The organism is Enterococcus sp. AMC1623, from assembly GCF_058216495.1.
On record NZ_CM177096.1, the window covers coordinates 2082469 to 2101432 of the forward strand.

The 18964-nt window shown below is 36.6% G+C and carries 21 protein-coding genes and 1 other RNA gene; 9 read left to right on the forward strand and 13 right to left on the reverse strand.

From position 1 onward, the window contains the following. Positions 1-4: 4 nt before the first annotated feature. The gene (locus AC4BC7_RS10100) at positions 5-484 is read right to left on the reverse strand and encodes a DUF3013 family protein (protein WP_207871620.1); all 480 of its coding nucleotides are present in this window, start codon (positions 482-484) and stop codon (positions 5-7) included. After that, on the reverse strand, positions 485-1120 hold the full coding sequence (locus AC4BC7_RS10105) for a DNA-3-methyladenine glycosylase (RefSeq protein WP_207871621.1): 636 nt from the start codon (positions 1118-1120) through the stop codon (positions 485-487). Positions 1121-1244: 124 nt separating this feature from the next. Here AC4BC7_RS10105 and AC4BC7_RS10110 point away from each other — a divergent pair, with 124 nt between their 5' ends. Both AC4BC7_RS10110 and ssrS read left to right on the forward strand, forming a co-directional pair. After that, positions 1245-2519, forward strand: a complete 1275-nt coding sequence (locus AC4BC7_RS10110; protein ID WP_207871622.1) for a replication-associated recombination protein A — start codon at positions 1245-1247, stop codon at positions 2517-2519. A 65-nt stretch (positions 2520-2584) separates the two neighbouring features. Further along, positions 2585-2780: non-coding RNA, 6S RNA (gene ssrS, locus AC4BC7_RS10115), on the forward strand. A gap of 94 nt (positions 2781-2874) precedes the next feature. Here ssrS and AC4BC7_RS10120 read toward each other — a convergent pair. After that, positions 2875-3300 carry a phosphate-starvation-inducible PsiE family protein gene (locus tag AC4BC7_RS10120; RefSeq protein ID WP_207871623.1) on the reverse strand — a complete coding sequence of 142 codons (426 nt, stop codon included), beginning with the start codon at positions 3298-3300 and terminating at the stop codon, positions 2875-2877. A 145-nt stretch (positions 3301-3445) separates the two neighbouring features. Here AC4BC7_RS10120 and AC4BC7_RS10125 point away from each other — a divergent pair, with 145 nt between their 5' ends. The 3 genes from AC4BC7_RS10125 to AC4BC7_RS10135 all read left to right on the forward strand — a co-directional run bounded on the left by AC4BC7_RS10125 (position 3446) and on the right by AC4BC7_RS10135 (position 5417). Next, positions 3446-3715 carry a hypothetical protein gene (locus tag AC4BC7_RS10125; protein ID WP_207871624.1) on the forward strand — a complete coding sequence of 90 codons (270 nt, stop codon included), beginning with the start codon at positions 3446-3448 and terminating at the stop codon, positions 3713-3715. 76 nt (positions 3716-3791) lie between these two features. Further along, the gene (locus AC4BC7_RS10130; protein WP_207871625.1) at positions 3792-4259 is read left to right on the forward strand and encodes a universal stress protein; all 468 of its coding nucleotides are present in this window, start codon (positions 3792-3794) and stop codon (positions 4257-4259) included. A gap of 297 nt (positions 4260-4556) precedes the next feature. Next, positions 4557-5417 carry an AraC family transcriptional regulator gene (locus tag AC4BC7_RS10135; protein ID WP_490502778.1) on the forward strand — a complete coding sequence of 287 codons (861 nt, stop codon included), beginning with the start codon at positions 4557-4559 and terminating at the stop codon, positions 5415-5417. A 39-nt stretch (positions 5418-5456) separates the two neighbouring features. On the opposite strand, the gene AC4BC7_RS10140 is transcribed toward AC4BC7_RS10135, so the two are convergent. The 7 genes from AC4BC7_RS10140 to AC4BC7_RS10170 all read right to left on the reverse strand — a co-directional run bounded on the left by AC4BC7_RS10140 (position 5457) and on the right by AC4BC7_RS10170 (position 13124). Then, a complete protein-coding gene (locus AC4BC7_RS10140; protein WP_490502779.1) occupies positions 5457-7040 on the reverse strand; it encodes an ABC transporter in 1584 nt (527 codons plus the stop codon). Beyond that, positions 7033-7779, reverse strand: coding sequence for an ABC transporter ATP-binding protein (locus AC4BC7_RS10145; protein WP_490502780.1), 747 nt, complete (start codon positions 7777-7779; stop codon positions 7033-7035). The genes AC4BC7_RS10140 and AC4BC7_RS10145 overlap by 8 nt, the downstream gene beginning before the upstream one ends. Before the next feature lie 261 nt (positions 7780-8040). Beyond that, complete coding sequence (locus AC4BC7_RS10150; protein ID WP_207871629.1) at positions 8041-8925, reverse strand: YitT family protein; 885 nt, start codon at positions 8923-8925, stop codon at positions 8041-8043. 237 nt (positions 8926-9162) lie between these two features. Then, positions 9163-10344: a MalY/PatB family protein gene (locus AC4BC7_RS10155; RefSeq protein WP_490502781.1), complete on the reverse strand. Its 1182-nt coding sequence runs from the start codon at positions 10342-10344 to the stop codon at positions 9163-9165. 13 nt (positions 10345-10357) lie between these two features. Further along, entirely contained in the window at positions 10358-11191 is an 834-nt protein-coding gene (locus AC4BC7_RS10160; protein WP_207871631.1) for a Cof-type HAD-IIB family hydrolase, read from the reverse strand. A 219-nt stretch (positions 11192-11410) separates the two neighbouring features. After that, entirely contained in the window at positions 11411-12220 is an 810-nt protein-coding gene (locus tag AC4BC7_RS10165; RefSeq protein ID WP_490502782.1) for an aldo/keto reductase family protein, read from the reverse strand. Positions 12221-12248: 28 nt separating this feature from the next. Beyond that, entirely contained in the window at positions 12249-13124 is an 876-nt protein-coding gene (locus AC4BC7_RS10170) for an alpha/beta hydrolase fold domain-containing protein (protein ID WP_490502783.1), read from the reverse strand. A 119-nt stretch (positions 13125-13243) separates the two neighbouring features. Here AC4BC7_RS10170 and AC4BC7_RS10175 point away from each other — a divergent pair, with 119 nt between their 5' ends. Next, complete coding sequence (locus AC4BC7_RS10175; protein WP_490502784.1) at positions 13244-14062, forward strand: hypothetical protein; 819 nt, start codon at positions 13244-13246, stop codon at positions 14060-14062. Positions 14063-14073: 11 nt separating this feature from the next. Here the strand turns inward: AC4BC7_RS10175 and AC4BC7_RS10180 are convergent, their stop codons facing one another. Next, positions 14074-14535: a DUF1801 domain-containing protein gene (locus AC4BC7_RS10180; RefSeq protein ID WP_422389687.1), complete on the reverse strand. Its 462-nt coding sequence runs from the start codon at positions 14533-14535 to the stop codon at positions 14074-14076. Between the two features lie 86 nt (positions 14536-14621). On the opposite strand from AC4BC7_RS10180, the gene AC4BC7_RS10185 reads away from it, so the two are divergent. Further along, a complete protein-coding gene (locus AC4BC7_RS10185; RefSeq protein WP_490502785.1) occupies positions 14622-15416 on the forward strand; it encodes a hypothetical protein in 795 nt (264 codons plus the stop codon). Positions 15417-15494: 78 nt separating this feature from the next. Here AC4BC7_RS10185 and AC4BC7_RS10190 read toward each other — a convergent pair whose 3' ends face one another. Then, positions 15495-16274, reverse strand: coding sequence for a TraX family protein (locus tag AC4BC7_RS10190; RefSeq protein WP_490502786.1), 780 nt, complete (start codon positions 16272-16274; stop codon positions 15495-15497). A 134-nt stretch (positions 16275-16408) separates the two neighbouring features. Next, entirely contained in the window at positions 16409-17257 is an 849-nt protein-coding gene (locus tag AC4BC7_RS10195; protein WP_207871637.1) for an aldo/keto reductase, read from the reverse strand. A 253-nt stretch (positions 17258-17510) separates the two neighbouring features. Between AC4BC7_RS10195 and AC4BC7_RS10200 the strand changes: the two genes are divergently transcribed. Both AC4BC7_RS10200 and AC4BC7_RS10205 read left to right on the forward strand, forming a co-directional pair. After that, positions 17511-18221, forward strand: coding sequence for an amino acid ABC transporter permease (locus AC4BC7_RS10200; RefSeq protein WP_490502787.1), 711 nt, complete (start codon positions 17511-17513; stop codon positions 18219-18221). After that, positions 18214-18948 (forward strand): amino acid ABC transporter ATP-binding protein, encoded by a 735-nt coding sequence (locus AC4BC7_RS10205; protein ID WP_490504426.1) that lies wholly within the window; start codon positions 18214-18216, stop codon positions 18946-18948. Before AC4BC7_RS10200 ends, AC4BC7_RS10205 begins: the two co-directional genes overlap by 8 nt. Positions 18949-18964: the final 16 nt, after the last annotated feature.

The window sequence follows — 18964 nt, forward strand, 5'->3', positions numbered from 1 at the left end:
CTCCTTAATAACTTGGGTAAGGTAAATAACCTTTTTCCTCATATTTTTCGATTGCTTGATCCAATGCTTCTTCTGAAAATTGTAATTCAAAAAATTCATCTTCGTTTTCTTCCGATAAAAAATCTAATAAATCACTTTGACCTTGATCTAATACTTCTTGTAAATAATCAACTAAACCGTCAATCACTGCTTGTTGGATACCTTTTTTGCCTTCATATGGAATGATTGCTAGATAATCTTCTTCATCAAAACGTGATTTTTGCGGATTGTAAAATAAAATACCATCTTCAAATTCAATGATTTCCTCTTCTGATTCGACACCTTCTGCATCATCAATGACGGTACCTGCTGCGTTTTCAGCAAACAAACGAATCACTAGTTCAATAGTATGATTTTTTGCATCCCAATCAATTGCTGTATCGTATTCGGTAATTTTCTTTGTTAGTTGTTTATCTAAATAAGTAATAAGCGTTTCTTTTGCCATTTATTTTTTCCTCTTTTCTAACCAGCCAAAATCTGGATCAATATCTCTTTTTCGAATATTCGTAATATATGGATTTCCACTTGCCACAAATCTTAACGGCATATCTGTCCATTTGCCTTTATTGGGAATACCAATTCTGGGTAACGTTTCAATTTTTTTAGGTGTTCGTTTCTTTTCAGGTACTAAATGTAGCGGACTTGCAAAAATAGATTGCCCATAAAGCTCTTTAGTAATACCTAATGCCGCTACCAATTTTCCTGGTCCATTTGATAATTCTTTGCCTGAACGCCCACGATTTTCTTCCATTTGTTCAATGCCTGTAGCAGGTTCAATTCCTCGAATCATTACACCTTGAGGCATGCCTTCTGGCTGTGTCACCATGTTTAAAATCAAATGCGTATGCATCGTGTATAGATAAATCGTTCCAGGCTGTTGATACATCGCTTGTAAACGAGGCGTATTGCGCATCCCATAACTGTGTGCTGCTTGGTCATCTGGCCCTAAATAGGCTTCACAGTCAACAATATATCCTCCTAAAATTCCTTCAGATGTCTCATGCTCCAAGTACATGCCGACAAGATAATGTGCAATCTCTACGGTCGATTGCGTGTTAAAAATTTGTTTTACGTCTTCCATTTCATCACCTATTGTCATCATACACAATTCTGAGCTTCCATGCTATCCTTAATGCTTTTTCATGGCGAAAAGTCGTCGTCTTCTCTATGCTATACTAGAAGAAAGAAATGAAAGGGTGTTTATTATGCAACAACCACTTGCTTATCGTATGCGTCCTCGAAATTTAGATGAAGTTGTTGGTCAACAACATCTCGTCGGTGAAGGAAAAATTATTCGCCGCATGGTTGAAGCAAAGATGTTATCTTCCATGATTTTATACGGACCACCAGGAACTGGAAAAACGAGTATTGCCAGCGCAATTGCTGGTTCAACACGTTATGCGTTTCGAATGTTGAACGCTGCGACAGATACAAAAAAAGATTTACAAATTGTCGCTGAAGAAGCACGCATGAGCGGCACTGTCATTTTACTATTAGATGAAGTTCATCGTTTAGATAAAACCAAACAAGATTTTTTATTGCCTCATCTTGAAAGTGGTAAAATTATTATGATTGGTGCAACTACTGAAAATCCTTATATCACCATTAACCCAGCGATTCGCAGTCGAACACAAATTTTTGAAGTCTTTCCTTTACAAGAAGAAGATATCTTACAAGCTATCGACCAAGCCTTAAATGATAACGAACGTGGTCTTGGGGAGTTTCCTGTGAGGATTGATGAAGAGGCGCGACGCCATTTATCACGTGCAACAAATGGGGATTTACGCAGTGCTTTAAATGGTTTAGAATTAGCGGTCAAATCCACCCCACCAAAAGAGGGGACAATCCATTTAACCCTCTCGATTATCGAAGAATGTGTGCAACGAAAAGCACTTACTCACGATAAAAATGGGGACGCACATTACGATGTGATTTCCGCCTTTCAAAAATCCATTCGCGGCAGTGATGTGGATGCTGCCTTACATTATTTGGGTCGTCTAGTAGAAGCTGGTGACTTAGCTATTATTTGTCGCCGTTTAATGGTGATTGGCTACGAAGATATAGGATTAGCTAATCCTAACGCTGCTTCACGCACAGTCAATGCTGTATTAGCTGCTGAAAGGCTAGGTCTTCCCGAAGCACGGATTCCTCTAGCACAAGCTGTGGTGGATCTATGCTTGTCACCAAAATCGAATAGTGCATATGTCGCTTTAGATGAAGCAATTGCAGATATTCGCAGTGGGCAAGCCGGGGATGTTCCCAACCATTTACGTGATGCGCATTATAAAGGTGCAGCTGAATTAAATCGTGGCATTGGTTATCAATACCCGCATGATTTTGAACAAGCTTGGGTCAATCAACAGTATTTACCAGACAAATTAAAATACAAACATTACTATCAACCAAAAAGCACGGGTAAGTATGAACAAGCTCTAGGCATGCGTTATCAGCAGTTACAAGATTGGAAAAAGCATTCTTAAAAAACGCTTTCATTTATTGCACTTCTCTATTGCTACTTTTTCATCCATATGCTACTATGGAAATGGGAAATCTGTAATGTACGAGTTATCCCTATTTAGTGTTGACCGAACATTTTTATTGATATCTTGGGATCTGTCCGGTGTTATAGTTGGTAACAAGCCTTGTCATTTGGTAGTTCGAAAACTATAACCGTAGAACCCACCTGCTACACTTTGCGGGATCAATACTCCGGGACAATAAACGGCATCAACGGATCTTACCCATTAATTTTCAATTGGACCACTTCCCTTTTAGGTGAGTGGTTTTTTTGTATAAAAAAACAGAAATATATCCGCAGATACATTTCTGTTTCGTTTACATTTCTTCGGGTTCGTCTGGTCCTGAATTGTGAAAGGCTTTGACTTTTTCTAAAATAAATAAAACAAGCACTAAAATTAAAATTGCTAGAGAAAGAAATAATGCCTCCACTCCACCACCATGAGCAAGTAACAGTTCACGACAAATTGCTGTAATACTGATTAAAATTAAGTAGCGTACAGGAATGTGATGCCCTTCTCTCACATAGCGTAAAAGCATTAAGATAATTTCTAACAAGATAAACAATGTTGCAATTTCTTCAATTAATGGATACAAATCTTTTAGTGAATGCAATGGCACAACTGCCGTAATCATATGATAGATGGATTCCCCCATCACCACTAGTACTACTAGGACTAGAAAACCTAGCATAATATCTACCACAGAGCTAACAATATTGTCAAAACGATTAAAACCTTTCATCAAAGACCACCTTTTATTCTATCTATTTTATTGTATTATATAAAATAATAACAGAAAAATCTGTAATGATTACTTACATTTCAAAAAAAATTGCAGGAATCTAAAAACTCACCTATACTTTATAGTAAGGGAAAGGAGTGGAACAATGACAATTTTCTTGTTAATCTTGATGGCCGTTGTATTAATTTTCCTCGGTATCACTTTAATGAAACAAACCGTATTTTTCTCTCTCATCGAAAATAATGAAAAAAATAGCCATTTTTTAAAAACATATGGCATGCTTTATATTGCCCTAGGAGTTATTAGCGGTCTACTCGCTATCATCAATCAATTGTTATTTACATTGATTTTTATTGCAGTGATGATGCTGGTTTCTGCCCTCTTTAGTATTCAATTTTCAAAAAAAATGCGTTGAATTCTGAGGTTTCTCTTTTCTTTTTCTTATGAAATAGCTTACAATAGGAATAGAAGAACAGAAAGGACGTGGGGTTATGTTACAACAATACAAACGAATTATGGTCGCAGTCGATGGTTCAAAGGAAGCAGAACTAGCGTTTCGCAAAGCAGTCAACGTAGCGCGAAGAAACCAAGCAGAGTTGTTATTGATTCATGTTATTGATACTCGTGCGTTTCAAACGGTTACTTCTTTTGACACAGTCTTAGCGGAACAAGCGACAGATATGGCGAAAGAATCTTTAGCAGAATATGCGGAGACTGCTACAAGTAATGGTGTTCCTGCAGTCGAAACAACGATTGAATATGGCTCACCAAAAGCAATCATCGCAAAACAACTACCTGCTGAAAAAGAAGTCGATTTAATTATGTTAGGTGCAACAGGTTTAAATGCTGTCGAACGATTATTCATCGGTTCTGTTTCAGAATATGTTATCCGTCATGCACCATGTGATGTCTTAATTGTACGTACCGATTTAGACAATCACATTCCTGAAGAAGAATAAGAAAAGCGTGTTGCTTGAAGCAACACGCTTTTCTTTTGGGAGTTTTTATCCCAGGGGTTATTGTGAAAGATGAATACTCACCTTTAGCACCACTTATCCACCAGTGAAAAACCTCTCACTGTTTCTTTATTTAACCATGACTTTTATTGAATGTAAATACTTTTATCTAAATTTTCAGAATATTTTCTAAACTTTTTTTTATGAATTCAATAAGTAAAATCGATAAAATTTGTCTCACCTATATCAAGTCATCCACGAATTCTCTTGTTAAGCTATAGATAAATGAGGAGGGAAACTATGTTACAACAATTGAACCAACTAATGGACGAAATCGATTCGCACTTAACGGAAGAGTTTTCGATTGAAGAATTAGCTAGAACAGTCGGACTATCCGCCTATCACCTCAAACGAACTTTTTCATTTCTTTCTGGCATGACTTTATTGGAATACATCAGAAATCGTAAGCTTGCGTGTGCCAATCAAGATTTATTACAGGGCGAAAAAGTTACAGAAGTTGCCTTCAAATACGGCTACCAGTCAGTTGAAGGTTTCTCAAGAGCGTTTCGTGAATGGAGTGGTTATTTGCCTTCAGAAATTAGTAAACGTAACACTCAAAAAACATTTCCTAAACTCTCATTTTTTATTGATATTAAAGGAGGAATTTCAATGGAAGTTAAAATCGAAAGCAAAGAAGCCTTTCGTGTAGTCGGAGTATCTAAACGTGTTCCCATTCAGTTTGAAGGAACGAATCAACAAATTATCGAATTAGCTCAAACAATTACTCCAGAACAACGAGCACACATGCACGAATTAGGCAATCTGTATCCGAATCAAGTGGTCAATGTATCCTATGACTTTGAAGGAGAACGCTTTGCAGAACAAGGAACGTTGCAACAGTTAATTGGTTTCCTAACGACAAAAGAACCGACATCTTCAGATTTAGAGACGCTGGAAATCAGTGCACATACTTGGGCCATTTTCCCTAACAAAGGACCTTTTCCAGAAACATTGCAACAAACATGGGCTCGTATATTTTCCGAATGGCTGCCTTCTTCTAATTATGAATTAGTCGATGCTCCGGAAATCTCATTTACCAACTATGCCACCAATTCAACTGATGTCTATAGTGAAATTTGGATTGCTGTAAAGGCGAAATAAAAGAAAGCACGACTCCCGAAAAAAGTGGAGTCGTGCTGTTTAATCAAACCTTTGCCAAAAATTCCGTTGATAATACAGATACCAACTTACACAGCCAATTACCAGAAGAATAAATACTGGACCATTAATCCACCAAAATGGGTACATCATCACCCCAACTACATATAACGCAATTAAAAGGGCGTTTAGAAATATTGACCCCATCATCAGAAAGACTAAACCTGTATTTCCTGCACCTCTTGTAAATAATTGACTAATGTTCGTCCAATCCAACAATAACAGACGATAATCACGCGCAAAATAGCGTAACGACAATAAATAAGTCGCAACAATATTTCCTAAGAGTGCACTTACTAGCAAAATAAATGGCAAATGGAAAAATATTCCCATTGCTACAACGATGACAGCATTAATAATCAATTGTAGACTACCTGCAAAGCGAAATTTTTCTTTTAAATAGTTGGTCATTGATAAAGGTAACGAACGAATAAATAAAAAGTTCTCTTTGTCTAATGAAATAATATTCGCCACAAATGACATCGGATTAACCGACAATGTAGCTAATGCAATCCCTACTGTAAAACAGACACCGAGATATTCCATCCCTAAAAAATTCAAATTAATTTGCCCTGTTACGGCAAAAGCAATGATAAAAATCATGGGCATTAAAATTGAATTCGAAAATACTTGCATAATTAAATTAGGATCGCGAATCAACTGCGAATTATAGCTAAACAATAATTGACGCAAATTTTGATTTGGTTTATGCGTTCGTTTCGTTGCACCTACACCAGGTGCGGCATCGAGTAATTGTTCATACATTTTTGGTAATAAGGTTACTTTAATTAAATAGAAACTCAACAAATTCAGTCCAAGCAACCCACCTAAACTTAGAATAGCTGCCAAAGAAAACGGCTGAGTCATCACATAGAAAAATGGTAGAAATGCCGAAATAGTACCACGGTCAACCATACCCATGCCCATTGAATCGGTTTGACTATTCATTAACAAAATACCCACAACGGCTACACCAACAGATACAACTAACAATAATGTCGTCACTAATTGTTTATGCTTCTTAAAGAATTTAGTTCGCGTTAATCCAAAAACAATGAAGCTACAAAAACTAAATACCAAACTTAAATACAAAATAAACAACACGAGTGCTAATAAAACAGCCAATACCACGAAAACACCTGAACGCATGCCCGCCATAATAAAAACGATTAACACTGGTAACGTAAATGGAATAATCGTAATCGCAACAATGATAATTTTCGCTATAAAAATATCTACTTGTCGAAAAGGTAACGGCAAATAGCCTGCTAAGTCACGACTTTCAAAAAACACATTGTAAATAACAGAAATCCCTTGCGAAAAAGCAATAATCCCAAATAACGCCACATAATACGTAAAAAATCCCGGCATCTGACTGAAATCAATCGCAAACATCGTTAAACCATAAATTGCTAAAAAGATGACTCCTGATAAAATATACTGATTAACAATCGAACGCGTTAATTTAGCACCATGTTTGCCAGATTTGCGGGCTTTATTAGTGGCTTGCGGGTTAACATAGCGCAAATTCACTTTTAACAATTCAGCTAGTTGCGTTTTATTCATGGAATACCTCCGCTTCTTGTGCGTGACGTCCCGCCATTTTTAAATAAATCGATTCCAATGATTCCGCGGGTGCTGTGGCTAGCAATTCTTCTACTGATCCGTTATAAAGCAGTTCTCCTTTTCTCAAAATAGCTAATTGATCACACAGTTGTTGGGCAGTATCAAGAACATGCGTTGAAAAGATAACTGTTTTTCCTTTGTCTGCGTGTGCCCGCATCATTTCTTTTAAATCAAACGCAGCTTGTGGATCTAACCCTTGCAACGGCTCATCTAAAATCCAAATATCAGGATCAGAAAGCAAGGCACCAATAAGAATCGTTTTTTGACGCATCCCATGAGAAAAACTAGAAATTGTTTCATCTTGATGACTAAGCATATCAAAAAGTTGTGCTAAAGGAATTAAGCGCGCTTCTTTTTCCGTTTGGGGAATATCATACGCAGCTGCCATTAAATCCCAATATTCTCCTGCTGTTAATTGCAAGAAAAGATCCGGCGTGTCTGGAACATAGCCAATTTTTTTCTTAATTTCCATCCGATTGGTCGCTAAGTCCAAACCATCAACTGTAATGGTGCCATTTGTTGGTTGAATGATACTGACTAAACTCTTAATGGTTGTTGATTTTCCTGCACCGTTATGCCCTAAAAAACCAAAGATTTCTCCTTGCCGAATCGTTAAATTCAATTCATTCAATGCTTTTTTGGTACCGTAGACCTTACTTACATTTCTTAATTCGATCATTTCATCACACTCCTTGTAACTATTGTAACAAAAAAAGCGCTCGCTAACACGTCAAGCCAAAGGAGAGCTAACGTTGAGTAGCAGATATAATGAATAAATTGTTCTAAAATGTTCCATCTATTTAGGGGAACTACTGACCAATCTTCAGATAGAAAAGGCTCTAGCCAGTTCTCTTTTCCAATGGTTCTGTTACTGCACGCTTGTATAGTAGTTAATTATTTTAATAAAAAAAGATGGCGCATGAATGCCCCATCTCATTGATTATAAATTGTTCACTTCAACGCCGTAATCATCGGCAACCTTTTTTAGACTAAAACCACGACCGTTGACTTCACTAGCATTCAGCGTAACAAAAAAAGCTGTTTCGTCGATTGTTAAAATTGCTTCTTTTACTTTTGGAAAGTCTTTTTCACTAATCACGGTCATCAATAATTTACTTGGCGTTTGGCTATAGCCGCCTTCAATCGGGATTAACGTGACCCCTTTGTCTAAGGTTGTAGTTAATACTTGTTGAATTTCTGTGTATTTTTGCGACACAATCATAATATTTTTCGAGCGGTCAAAACCAACTTGAACCATATCTACAACACGTCCGATAATAAATAAACTAATTAATGAAAATAATACCACGTCTGTATCAAAAGTCAGTAATGCCGATAAAATAACCAAACCATCCACAAACAAGATGGCAATTCCTAACGATACATGCAAATATTTATGCACAATTTGAGAAATAATCGCCGTTCCGCCGGTTGAAGCATTCCCCCGAAAAACCAATCCTAGCCCAACACCAGTGACAATTCCACCAAATAAAGCAGCTAGAAATAAGTCATGTGTAATAACAGGAAAATTCGCCGTCACACCTACAAAAAATGGATAGATTAGGCTACCAAAAATCGTCTTCAAGCCAACTTCTTTCCCTAATAATAAAAAACATAAAATTAATAATGGAATATTAATCGCGTATAATACAATCGCAACATTCCAACCAAACATGTGATTTAACACCACACTAATTCCGTTAGCTCCACCAGCAACAATTTGGTTTGGTAACAAAATACAATTAATGGAAACAGCTAAAACAAATGCACCAGTGATAACAAATAAGGCATCTTGCACTTGTCGATGAGTAAGCATTCTTTTCATCTTCTTCCTCCAACCTTTAAATAATTTCAAAAATCGATTTTCATCATAACATGAGTTTGTCTTCAGTCGCTAGTTAGAAACAAAGAGAATCCTCTCATAGTTACCTTAGAAAAATGACTTCATGAACAAAAATAAAAAAATAGCCAAACCATACAAAGAGACATCGCCCATTCTAGTAAATGGACGACGCATTCTTGCTGTCACACAGCACTCTCTCTATCGTTTGAACCATTTTATTTATGCTTTAATTGCAACTACCAGTTGGTCAATCGCTTGTTGAATGTTGGTTGGTGGTGTTGCTAAGTTAATTCGAATGAAGCCCTTTGCTTCAGGTGAGAACCATTCGCCAAAATCAATCGCTAATTTGGCTTTATCTTGCACGACACCTTTAATATCGTCTGGCGCAATATACGCACGTAAGTCCACCCACATAAGATACGTTCCTTCCAAATCTGCAACCACCACATCTGGTAATTCAGCTGTTAATCGTGCTTTAGCATAGTGATAGTTATCTTCAATCGTCGCTAATAATCCCTCTGCCCAATCATCACCCGTTTCATACGCAACTTTGGCTGCTAGTTGACCGAATAAGCTGAATTCTGTTTGCTTGTATTCTTTGGCCCAATCGTTGTATTGTGTGCGCAATTTTTCATTTGGAATCCACACATGTGAATTCAGCAAACCTGCTAAATTAAATGTCTTTGAAGGTGAATTGACGATGATTAAATTATCCAAAAAACGTCCTTTTTCCACAGTTACACTTGAACAAAACTGATGTCCAGATAACACAATATCTGAATGAATTTCATCTGATAAAACTAATACCTGATGTTTTTCACAAATTGCCAATACCGCTGCCAATTCTTCTTCACGCCACACACGTCCTAATGGATTGTGTGGTGAACACAAAATATACAATTTTGGTTGATGATCAATAATTTTTTGCTCAAAATCTTCTAAATCCATCACATATCGTTGATTAACGCATTGAATATCCGAAGTAACTAATTGACGATGTTTATCTTGAATCGCATAGAAAAAAGGATAGTAAACAGGCGGCTGGATAATAACCGCATCCCCTTCTTCAGTAAAACAATCAATAATATCATACAAGGATTGGACGACTCCCGTTGAAAAAGATAACCACTCTTCACGAAACTCAGTTTGTTCATGGCGAACTTGCCATCCTTTATACGCATTAAAATAATCCTTTGATACAATTGAATAGCCAAAAACACCATGTGCAACTCGTTGTGCTAAGGCATTTTTGACAGTTTCTGGTACAGCAAATTCCATGTCGGCAACCCATGCTGGCAATAATTCACTATCGCCAAAACGTTCTGCTAATGCATCCCATTTCAATGAGTCCGTCTGTTTTCGTTCCACACTATATTGACGAATGAATGTTTCTTTATCCAAAGTCAGTCCTCCTTTATAAATATTTTTCTAATAAGATTGCAATGCCGTCTTCGTCATTTGATAAGGTAATCTCATCAGCAATTTCTTTTAACGCTTCGACAGCATTAGCCATTGCGACACCAATCCCCGCATATTCAATAATAGACGCATCATTATGTCCATCACCAAAAGCTATCAAGTCTTCTGCATGTAAACCAAATTGTGGCAAGACGGTATCTAGTGCTTTCGCTTTATCAATTCCTTTGTCGGTAAATTCAAAATAAAATGGCGCTGTGAACATTGAGCTCAACCGATCTTCAAAAGGAGCTGCCATTGCTTGATGATTTTCTTGGAGATAGTTCGCATCTGCAGCAATTAAAATTTTATTTAAAGGGAAATCAACAAAGGCTGCTAAGTCATCAATTTCACATAATTTGAACTTCCCACCACGTGATTCATACTCAATAATATTAAAAGGTCCTTCTGGTAACTCTAATAAATTGTCGTATACATTATTAACATACATATAATCTTCTTTATTAATCATTGGACGAACTTCGAATTGCTTCATATGCTCCAAAACTTCTTGCGCATCGGCAATTGATAAGGCTTGGTTAAATAATTCTTCATCTGTTTTGCAATCAACCACGCTGGCACCATTAAACGAAACCAGCAATCCTTCATATTCATCCATCGCTAATTCTTTAGCATAACTATACATTCCAGTAGTCGGACGACCTGAGGCTAAAATGACTTTTACCCCATTTTTTTGTGCGTTAATTAACGCCTCTTTTGTTTTTTCACTAATAACTTTTTTATTTGTTAACAATGTTCCATCAATATCTAATACAATACCTTTAATCGCCATTTGTCTCCTCCTTTTCTTTCCATACTAAACGAGCCCGCACAGGAATGCAATCTCTCACTAAAAAAAGAACGATTATAATTTTTTATCACAATTTTTCTTAATAAAACAAAAAATATTCCTACCAGATACTAACAAATTTATGCGTAGATTCCTAAATTTTTATTTGCTTTTCTCTATTCATAAAAACACGACAGATTTTATCAATCTGTCGCATGTTTATTATAACGCTTGAATCGTTGCTTTTTCTGAGTCTGTTAAAGAAAAATCAAATAACTCTAAATTCAATGCTTGCCGTTTTTTATTATGTGATTTCGGAATCACAATAACGCCACGCTCAATTTGGTAACGTAAGATAATTTGTGCCCATGTTTTATCATAATGTGTACCAATTTCAGTTAAAGCTGCTTGGGCTTCTTGACTAACACGTGTTAATGGACCCCAAGCTTCTGGAATCACACCATTATCCAAAGAATACGCAATAATCGCATCATTCCACTTACCTGGATGTGATTCTACTTGATTGACGGCTGGCTTAATACGTGAATGTTCGAGTAAGTAGCTTAATTCTTTTTCTTCAAAATTAGAAACACCGATTGCTTTTAACACACCTTGTTCCACGTATTCTTCCAATACTTGCCAAACTGACACGATTTCTTCTAAATTTTCCCATGGATGATGAACCAAATACAAATCAATGTATGTTGTATCCAGCGCCTGTAAGCTTGCTTCTACGCCTTTTTGAACAGCCGCTTTGTCCGCTGTATATTCTTTCGTTCCCGGAAGTTTAGATGTGATGAAAAATTCGCTACGCTCTAAGCCAATTTCTTTGATTGCTTGACCAACGACTGCTTCATTACGGTAAGCAATCGCCGTATCAAAATGACGATAACCTAAAGCAATTGCCTCTTGTAATTCGGTTGTATCTCCATTAATTGCACCCATATAAGCACGGTCAACTTTTCCAAAGGTATTCGTCCCACTACCAATAATTGGTAATTGAATGCCAGTATTTAATGTTACAAACTCCATTCACAATTCCTCCTTTAGTATCTATTTATTAGTCTACCATTCGCTGTAAAAATTCAAAAATAAGTTGTTTGGTTTCCTCTTGGGTAAACGGAGCATCCGCATGTTCTACCCCTTCAAAAATATACAATTCAGCAGGAACACCTTTAGCTTTTAACGCTTCATATAATAAATGGCTTTGACTGACGGGAACAATCGTATCCGCATCTCCATGTAAAATTAAAAATGGGGGCGTTTGCCCACTGATAAATTTTGTCACATCAGGGTAGTTCAACGCATCCAAAGGTACATTAATTTGAGTGAGTTCATGAATAGCTTCTCGCAAGCGAAACAGACGCAGTGAATTACGTGGTACCGCAGCCAAAAAATCTGGCACAGAAACTAAAGGATACCAAGGAACAACCGCTTTGACACGACTTGAATATTTCAAATAGTCTCCTTTGTCATACTCACGAGTATTGGCAGTCGCACCAACTAAAGCTGCTAAATATCCTCCTGCTGATTCTCCCATCGCAATAAAACGTTGCGAATCTAACCCAAGCTCTTCAGCATGTGCTTTTAAATAGCGAATCGCTAATTTGACATCTTCAATTTGATCGGGAAATTTGGCTCTGGCTGTCACACTGTAATCGATACTTGCAACTGCATAGCCTCGTTTCGCAAACCAGGCTAATTCTGGCGTCCATACATTGCGATCCATCGCTGAAAAACTTCCCCCACAAAGCCAAATAATGACGGGTAAATTGCTATGCTTTTCGTCATAAGGAAATGACATTCGTGGACGCATCAAACTCAAACTTAATGGACGATAAACAGCATTACTACCTTCCATTCGATGCCCATAGACAATTTTGGGAATTAAATTAATTACAGGTTTATCACGGTTCATTTGAATTTTTTTAATCACACAGCTTCCTCCTCGTTTTTCTTTAGTATAACGTATTGTTTTTTCTTTTACCAAAGAAGTCTGCACGCTTTATGAAAACGTTATTTTATCCTATACTAAAGACAAAGGAGGGGATTAAAATGAAACGAGTTTTGTTGCTTTTATTTGTTTTATTATTAGCCGCTTGTGGACGAACCACAACACCTATAGAAAGCACCTCAGAAAGGAGTCAAACGACTCAAACTAGCGTGGTTCATGAAACCACCATGGAAACTTCAACCGATCAAACAAGCAGTGAAACCCATGCAACTTCTGAAACACAAGAACCCATCCCTGTTGAAACGCAAGCTAATCTTGTCGGCACTTGGGTTCAAGAAAATCTAACTCTAACCATCGATGAAGAAGGACATTGGCAATTAACAGGTGGCATTACTAGTCAAGGAACATTGAAAGTCGCTGTGGATAATGGCGCAATCAAAATGGTGAAATTATACGGCTTTAACGTAAATATCGATAGCATTGGAAATTATTTTATCGCCAATGTTAACGAAGATAGCCGTAAAATGAATTTTGGGTACTTAGGAACCTTTACTCGTCAAGGACAAGCAGAACATGTCTTAACTGATAATGCTTATATGGATGTGGTGGAACGAGAAACAATTGATTTTAATTATAATTTAATAGGTACTTGGACGATGAAAAATAAAGAATACGATTTTCAGAATGTGTGGAATTACAATCCCGATGGAACCTTTGAAGTTTATTCAGATGGCAAAGGCGAAGCAATGACAGGTACCTACCAAGTCGACTATCTTGAGAATGACCAAATTAATTTAACGATTACGTATGATGGTGGCGAGACACATACAAGTGAATATACGTTGCGTGATGGCACATTAACTGAAGCTGGTTTTGAATGGGCAGCACAAATTCGTAATACAGTTCCTCCTGCACCATAAAAAAGTGGCAATCATTTACGATTGCCACTTTTCTCTTGATAATGTGTGTAACGTTCAATCCATTCTTCAACCGTTATTTTTTCCATCAGTTCACCAACCAAAGTATAAGGAATATTTTTAGGATTTGTCAAACGAATACAGCTTTTTCCCATATTTAATTTAGTAGGTACCTGTTTCGCATATTCTTCTTGAAACCAAGTTAATAATGGCGGATTGCCCATAATACCCATATGATAAATCGCCAAGTGATTCTTTTGTGCACCTAAGGAAACAAATGGTAATGGCTCGTCTTCTCGTTGTAAATATCCTTCTGGAAACACCGCTAGAGGAACAACAAAAGTAGGCATCCCATATTGCATAACCAGCTCAAATCCTGTTGGTAAATGCGTAATAATAATTTCTTTTAGTTGAAAATAACTCTCTCGCCACTTTTCAGGTAAGGCTTGTTCATATTCTTCGATTGACATTGAAATCCCTTCTTCCTAACAAATAAATTTCTTCTTATTCTTGTTACTGTTATAATAATATAAAATAAACAATTTTAGCGAGGAGTAAGATTATGACTATTCAAGCAGCACTCTCACTAAGTAATGAAAAATTAACGCTACAACTAGCAGACAATCAAGGACAAATCACCATTTTCTATTCTAACGATAAAAAATTGGTTGCTCCAGAAGCCAGCGTTTATCTATTGTTTAAAGAACAAAAATTGCGAGCAATCGGCACAACAGAAGGTCCGTTTAGCTCACGAACAGCTTATGATACCTGTGTACAAATTACGCCTCCTTGGGAAATGGAGCAAGGGTATCTCATTCAACGTCTAGTGGAAACTGCCGAAGAAAGCAAGTTAAAAGTGATGAGTAAAGGAGCAAAAAAAATTCCAGCAAATCACTATCCAACTGTTACCGCTTATCAAGAAGTTGTGTTAACTTTATTAGAAAAGTTTGGACTTGCTTTTCGTAAAATAGAAGAAAAACCGCAAAAACCAAAACCAGCCAAAGCTCAGCATCGCTGGCGTAAAGAAGTGAGTACCATTGAATTTTTCGTGGATGAATACGACAGTCAAGCAACTGTCATCTGGCAAAAACGAAATGAAATGCGCATTAAAAAAGGCGCTCACTTACGCCAAGAAATTCCTTTAAATAAAGATGGTTCTATTGGTTTAGCCGGACGTTTTACGAAACAGCTTCGTGAAGAACATGCCGATAAAATCAATGATTTTGTGACAACAGAAGATGTCGTTTTAAAAAGCGTTAACGAAGTCGGACACTTCTTATATTATGCCGGTACTAATAGCTGGTTAGTTTTAAAAGATAAAGACGGCAAAACCATTGATGAATGGACCGTTGTGTAAACTAAAAACGAGGAGAATTTTGGGTATCCCAAATTCTCCTCGTTTTATTTTTCCTCCACATAGTTTTGCTTGCTACTGCTACATCCAATAGTTCAAATAAACATATGAGAAGATGTATAGCAAATAGATATGTCCTGGATAAAAAGCATAGAAGAAATATTTATCCCCCCGACCCTTTTGTCCGTTGTAAAATGCTAAAGGTATGATGGCAAAAACCATCATCCATTGGTAGTTCACAAGTAACTGACTAAAGTCAAATCCGGTTGCAATTAATGAAACGACTGCTACGGACAAAAATTGCAAGCTCCGTTTTTCTCTAAAGAGATAGAACATCGCACCTAATAAAACCGCCGCATAGCCCCCTTCAACCGTAATATACGTAGGAAAAATTTGTAACAGATAAATGAACATTGAACTACCATTTCCTGTACTCATCCAAATAAAAAACGGCAAGGCGATTACAAAGGGTAAAGTTAACAAACCCGTTGCTTTTAGCCAATGCTTTTGTTTGTATTCTTCAATACAATACATCACTAGTGTAGCTAAAAAAAGTGTCCCAAATACATTATTGAATAGCATCACTTCATCCATTGGAAATAATTTGGGAATGAGTTGATTCCCTAAGTTCATTCCCCAAAAGCCAATTAATAAACGTGACATATACTTCAAACGATTGCGTGTGTAATAGAAACCTTCCGCACTTAAAAATAGAAAAATCGGTAATACAATTCGACCAAACATATTTAAAATGGTTGGTGGCTGTGCATAAATAAACATTTCATAGATATGATCCCCCACCATTAAAATAATCCCTAAAATTTTTAATTGATATCCTGTTAAACTAACTTGTTTTGTCATTACTAACCTCCATCTACTCAGTAAATCCAGTCTAGCACACCAAATACTAAAATGAACTTTCATTACTGTTAGACGAGCTATAAGTTTTGTTAGTTAAAAAAATAGTCACCAAAAAATTGGTGACTATTGAACGATTAAAATGTTTTTTCGTCTGGGACAGGTGCTTCTCCAGCAGCTCCTTGCAATTGGTCAATTGCTTCCATGTCTGCTTGGCTTAATTCAAAATCAAAAATCTGACCATTTTCAATAATCCGCTCTTCATGAACAGACTTAGGCAATGGCAAGAAACCATGTTGTAAACTCCAACGTAAAACGATTTGCGCAATCGTTTTGTCATAAGTTTCAGCAATTGTTTTTAATTCTGGTACACTAAAAATTTTCCCTGTACCTAATGGACTATAAGCTTCACTCAAAATGCCATGTTTTTGATTATACGCAACGACTTCTTCTTGGCGATCGCTTGGACTTAGATAAATTTGGTTAACGACTGGTTTAATCTTAGCTGTTTCAAGTAACGCATCTAAATGGTGCGGCATAAAATTAGATACCCCAATCGCACGAATCTTGCCAGCTTCTACCGCTTCTTCCATCGCCCGCCAGGCTTGAGCATTCGCTTCTTGCCAATTATCACGAAAGGCTACTGGGTTTGGCCAGTGAATCAAATATAAATCTAAATAATCGACCCCTAATTTTTTCATTGATTCATCAATTGCTTGTTTTGCTAAATCATACGAATGAGCATCATTCCATAATTTTGTCGTAATAAATAATTCTTCTCTAGGAATGCCACTTTTGGCAATGCCACGTCCTACAGATGCTTCATTTTTGTAAACCGCCGCCGTATCAATATGGCGATAGCCTGCTTTGATAGCTGCTAAAACCGACGATTCAGCAACATCGCCATCGGGTGTTTGCCATGTTCCAAAGCCTACAACTGGAATTTCAATCCCATTTGCTAGTGTGTATGTGTCTTTTAAACTCAATGTTAGTCCCTCCTTTATATGTGTATCATACCATTCTCTTGAAGGATTTGTTAATTGATTGATTTCTATCAAAAAAACAGTTGTATTATATACACGAATATTGAAAATATATACATATAAATTACACTTCATATATTTTTTTGCATAAAAATCCAAAAAGTGTTGCAAACATCTTGATTATGTATTATTATACATTTCATACCTAATGGAATTATTTTTATTCATTAAATATTATTAAAAGTGAGGAATTACTATGGATGCAATGTTAGGAATAGTCATAGATTTTGGAAAAACAGTCAAGTGGATTCCCACTTTTATAGACGGAACGATTGTGACGATTGTTTTATCTTTAATAACAGTTGTGTTGGGTTCATTACTCGGTTTATTTGCGACATTAATGAAACAATCGCGATTAAAAATTTTAAATATTATTGCGGCAATTTATACACAAGTAATTCGCGGGACGCCATTATTAGTCCAATTGTACATTTGGTTATACGGGTTACCTTTAATTGGTATTTCATTACCTGCTATTTCATTTTTAGGAAACACATACGGTTCCAGAGAATTTTTAACCGCCGTTGTGGCTTTATCAATCAACTCTGGTGCGTATATCTGTGAATTGTTACGTGGCGGGTTAGCTTCGATTGACAAAGGACAAATGGAAGCCGGACGCTCATTAGGATTGAGTCGCGGGCAAACCATGAAATCCGTCATTATCCCCCAAGCAATTCGTGTGGTACTTCCAGGACTAGGTAATGAATTTATTATGATGATTAAAGAGTCCTCTATCGTCTCAGTTGTAGGGATTTTTGATGTCATGTATACCAGTAATATTGTAAAAGCAGCTACGTATTCTATTTTTGAACCATTAATTATCGTTGCTCTGATTTATTTCTTCCTAACCTTTACATTAACTGCATTAATCAAGAAATTAGAAACGAGGTTAAATGTCTATGATTAAAACCAATCAATTAACGAAAAAATTTGGTGATTTAGCCGTTTTAAATGGCATCACAACGCATATTGAAAAAGGTGAAACAATTGCCGTCATTGGTCCTTCTGGTTCTGGGAAATCGACTTTTCTTCGTTGTCTAAACTTGATGGAAATTCCGACAAGTGGTGATGTCTATTTCAAAGATATTTTATTAACGAATCCGCAATTAAAAGAAACCGAAATCAATCAAATTCGCGAAAATATTGGCATGGTATTTCAACATTTCAATCTATTCCCTAATATGACGGTTTTAGAAAACATCATTTTAGCGCCAATGAAGTTAAAAAATCTAACAAAACAACAAGCTTCACAAAAAGCAGAAACCTTACTGAAAAAAGTTGGATTGTTAGATAAAAGAGATGTTTATCCCAATAAATTATCTGGCGGACAAAAACAACGGGTAGCTATTGCGCGTGCTTTGGCAATGGAACCTGAAGTCATGTTGTTTGACGAACCTACCTCTGCGCTTGATCCAGAAATGGTAAAAGAAGTGTTATTAGTTATTCAAGATTTAGCCAAAAGTAATTTAACGACCGTCATCGTAACTCACGAAATGAATTTTGCGAAACAAGTTGCTTCGCGTGTTCTTTTTATCGACAAAGGCGTGATTGTTGAAGAAGGTACACCGAATGAACTGTTCGATTCTCCAAAAGAACAGCGAACAAAAGAATTTTTAGATCAAATTACATTTTAATTCAAAGGGGTTTTCA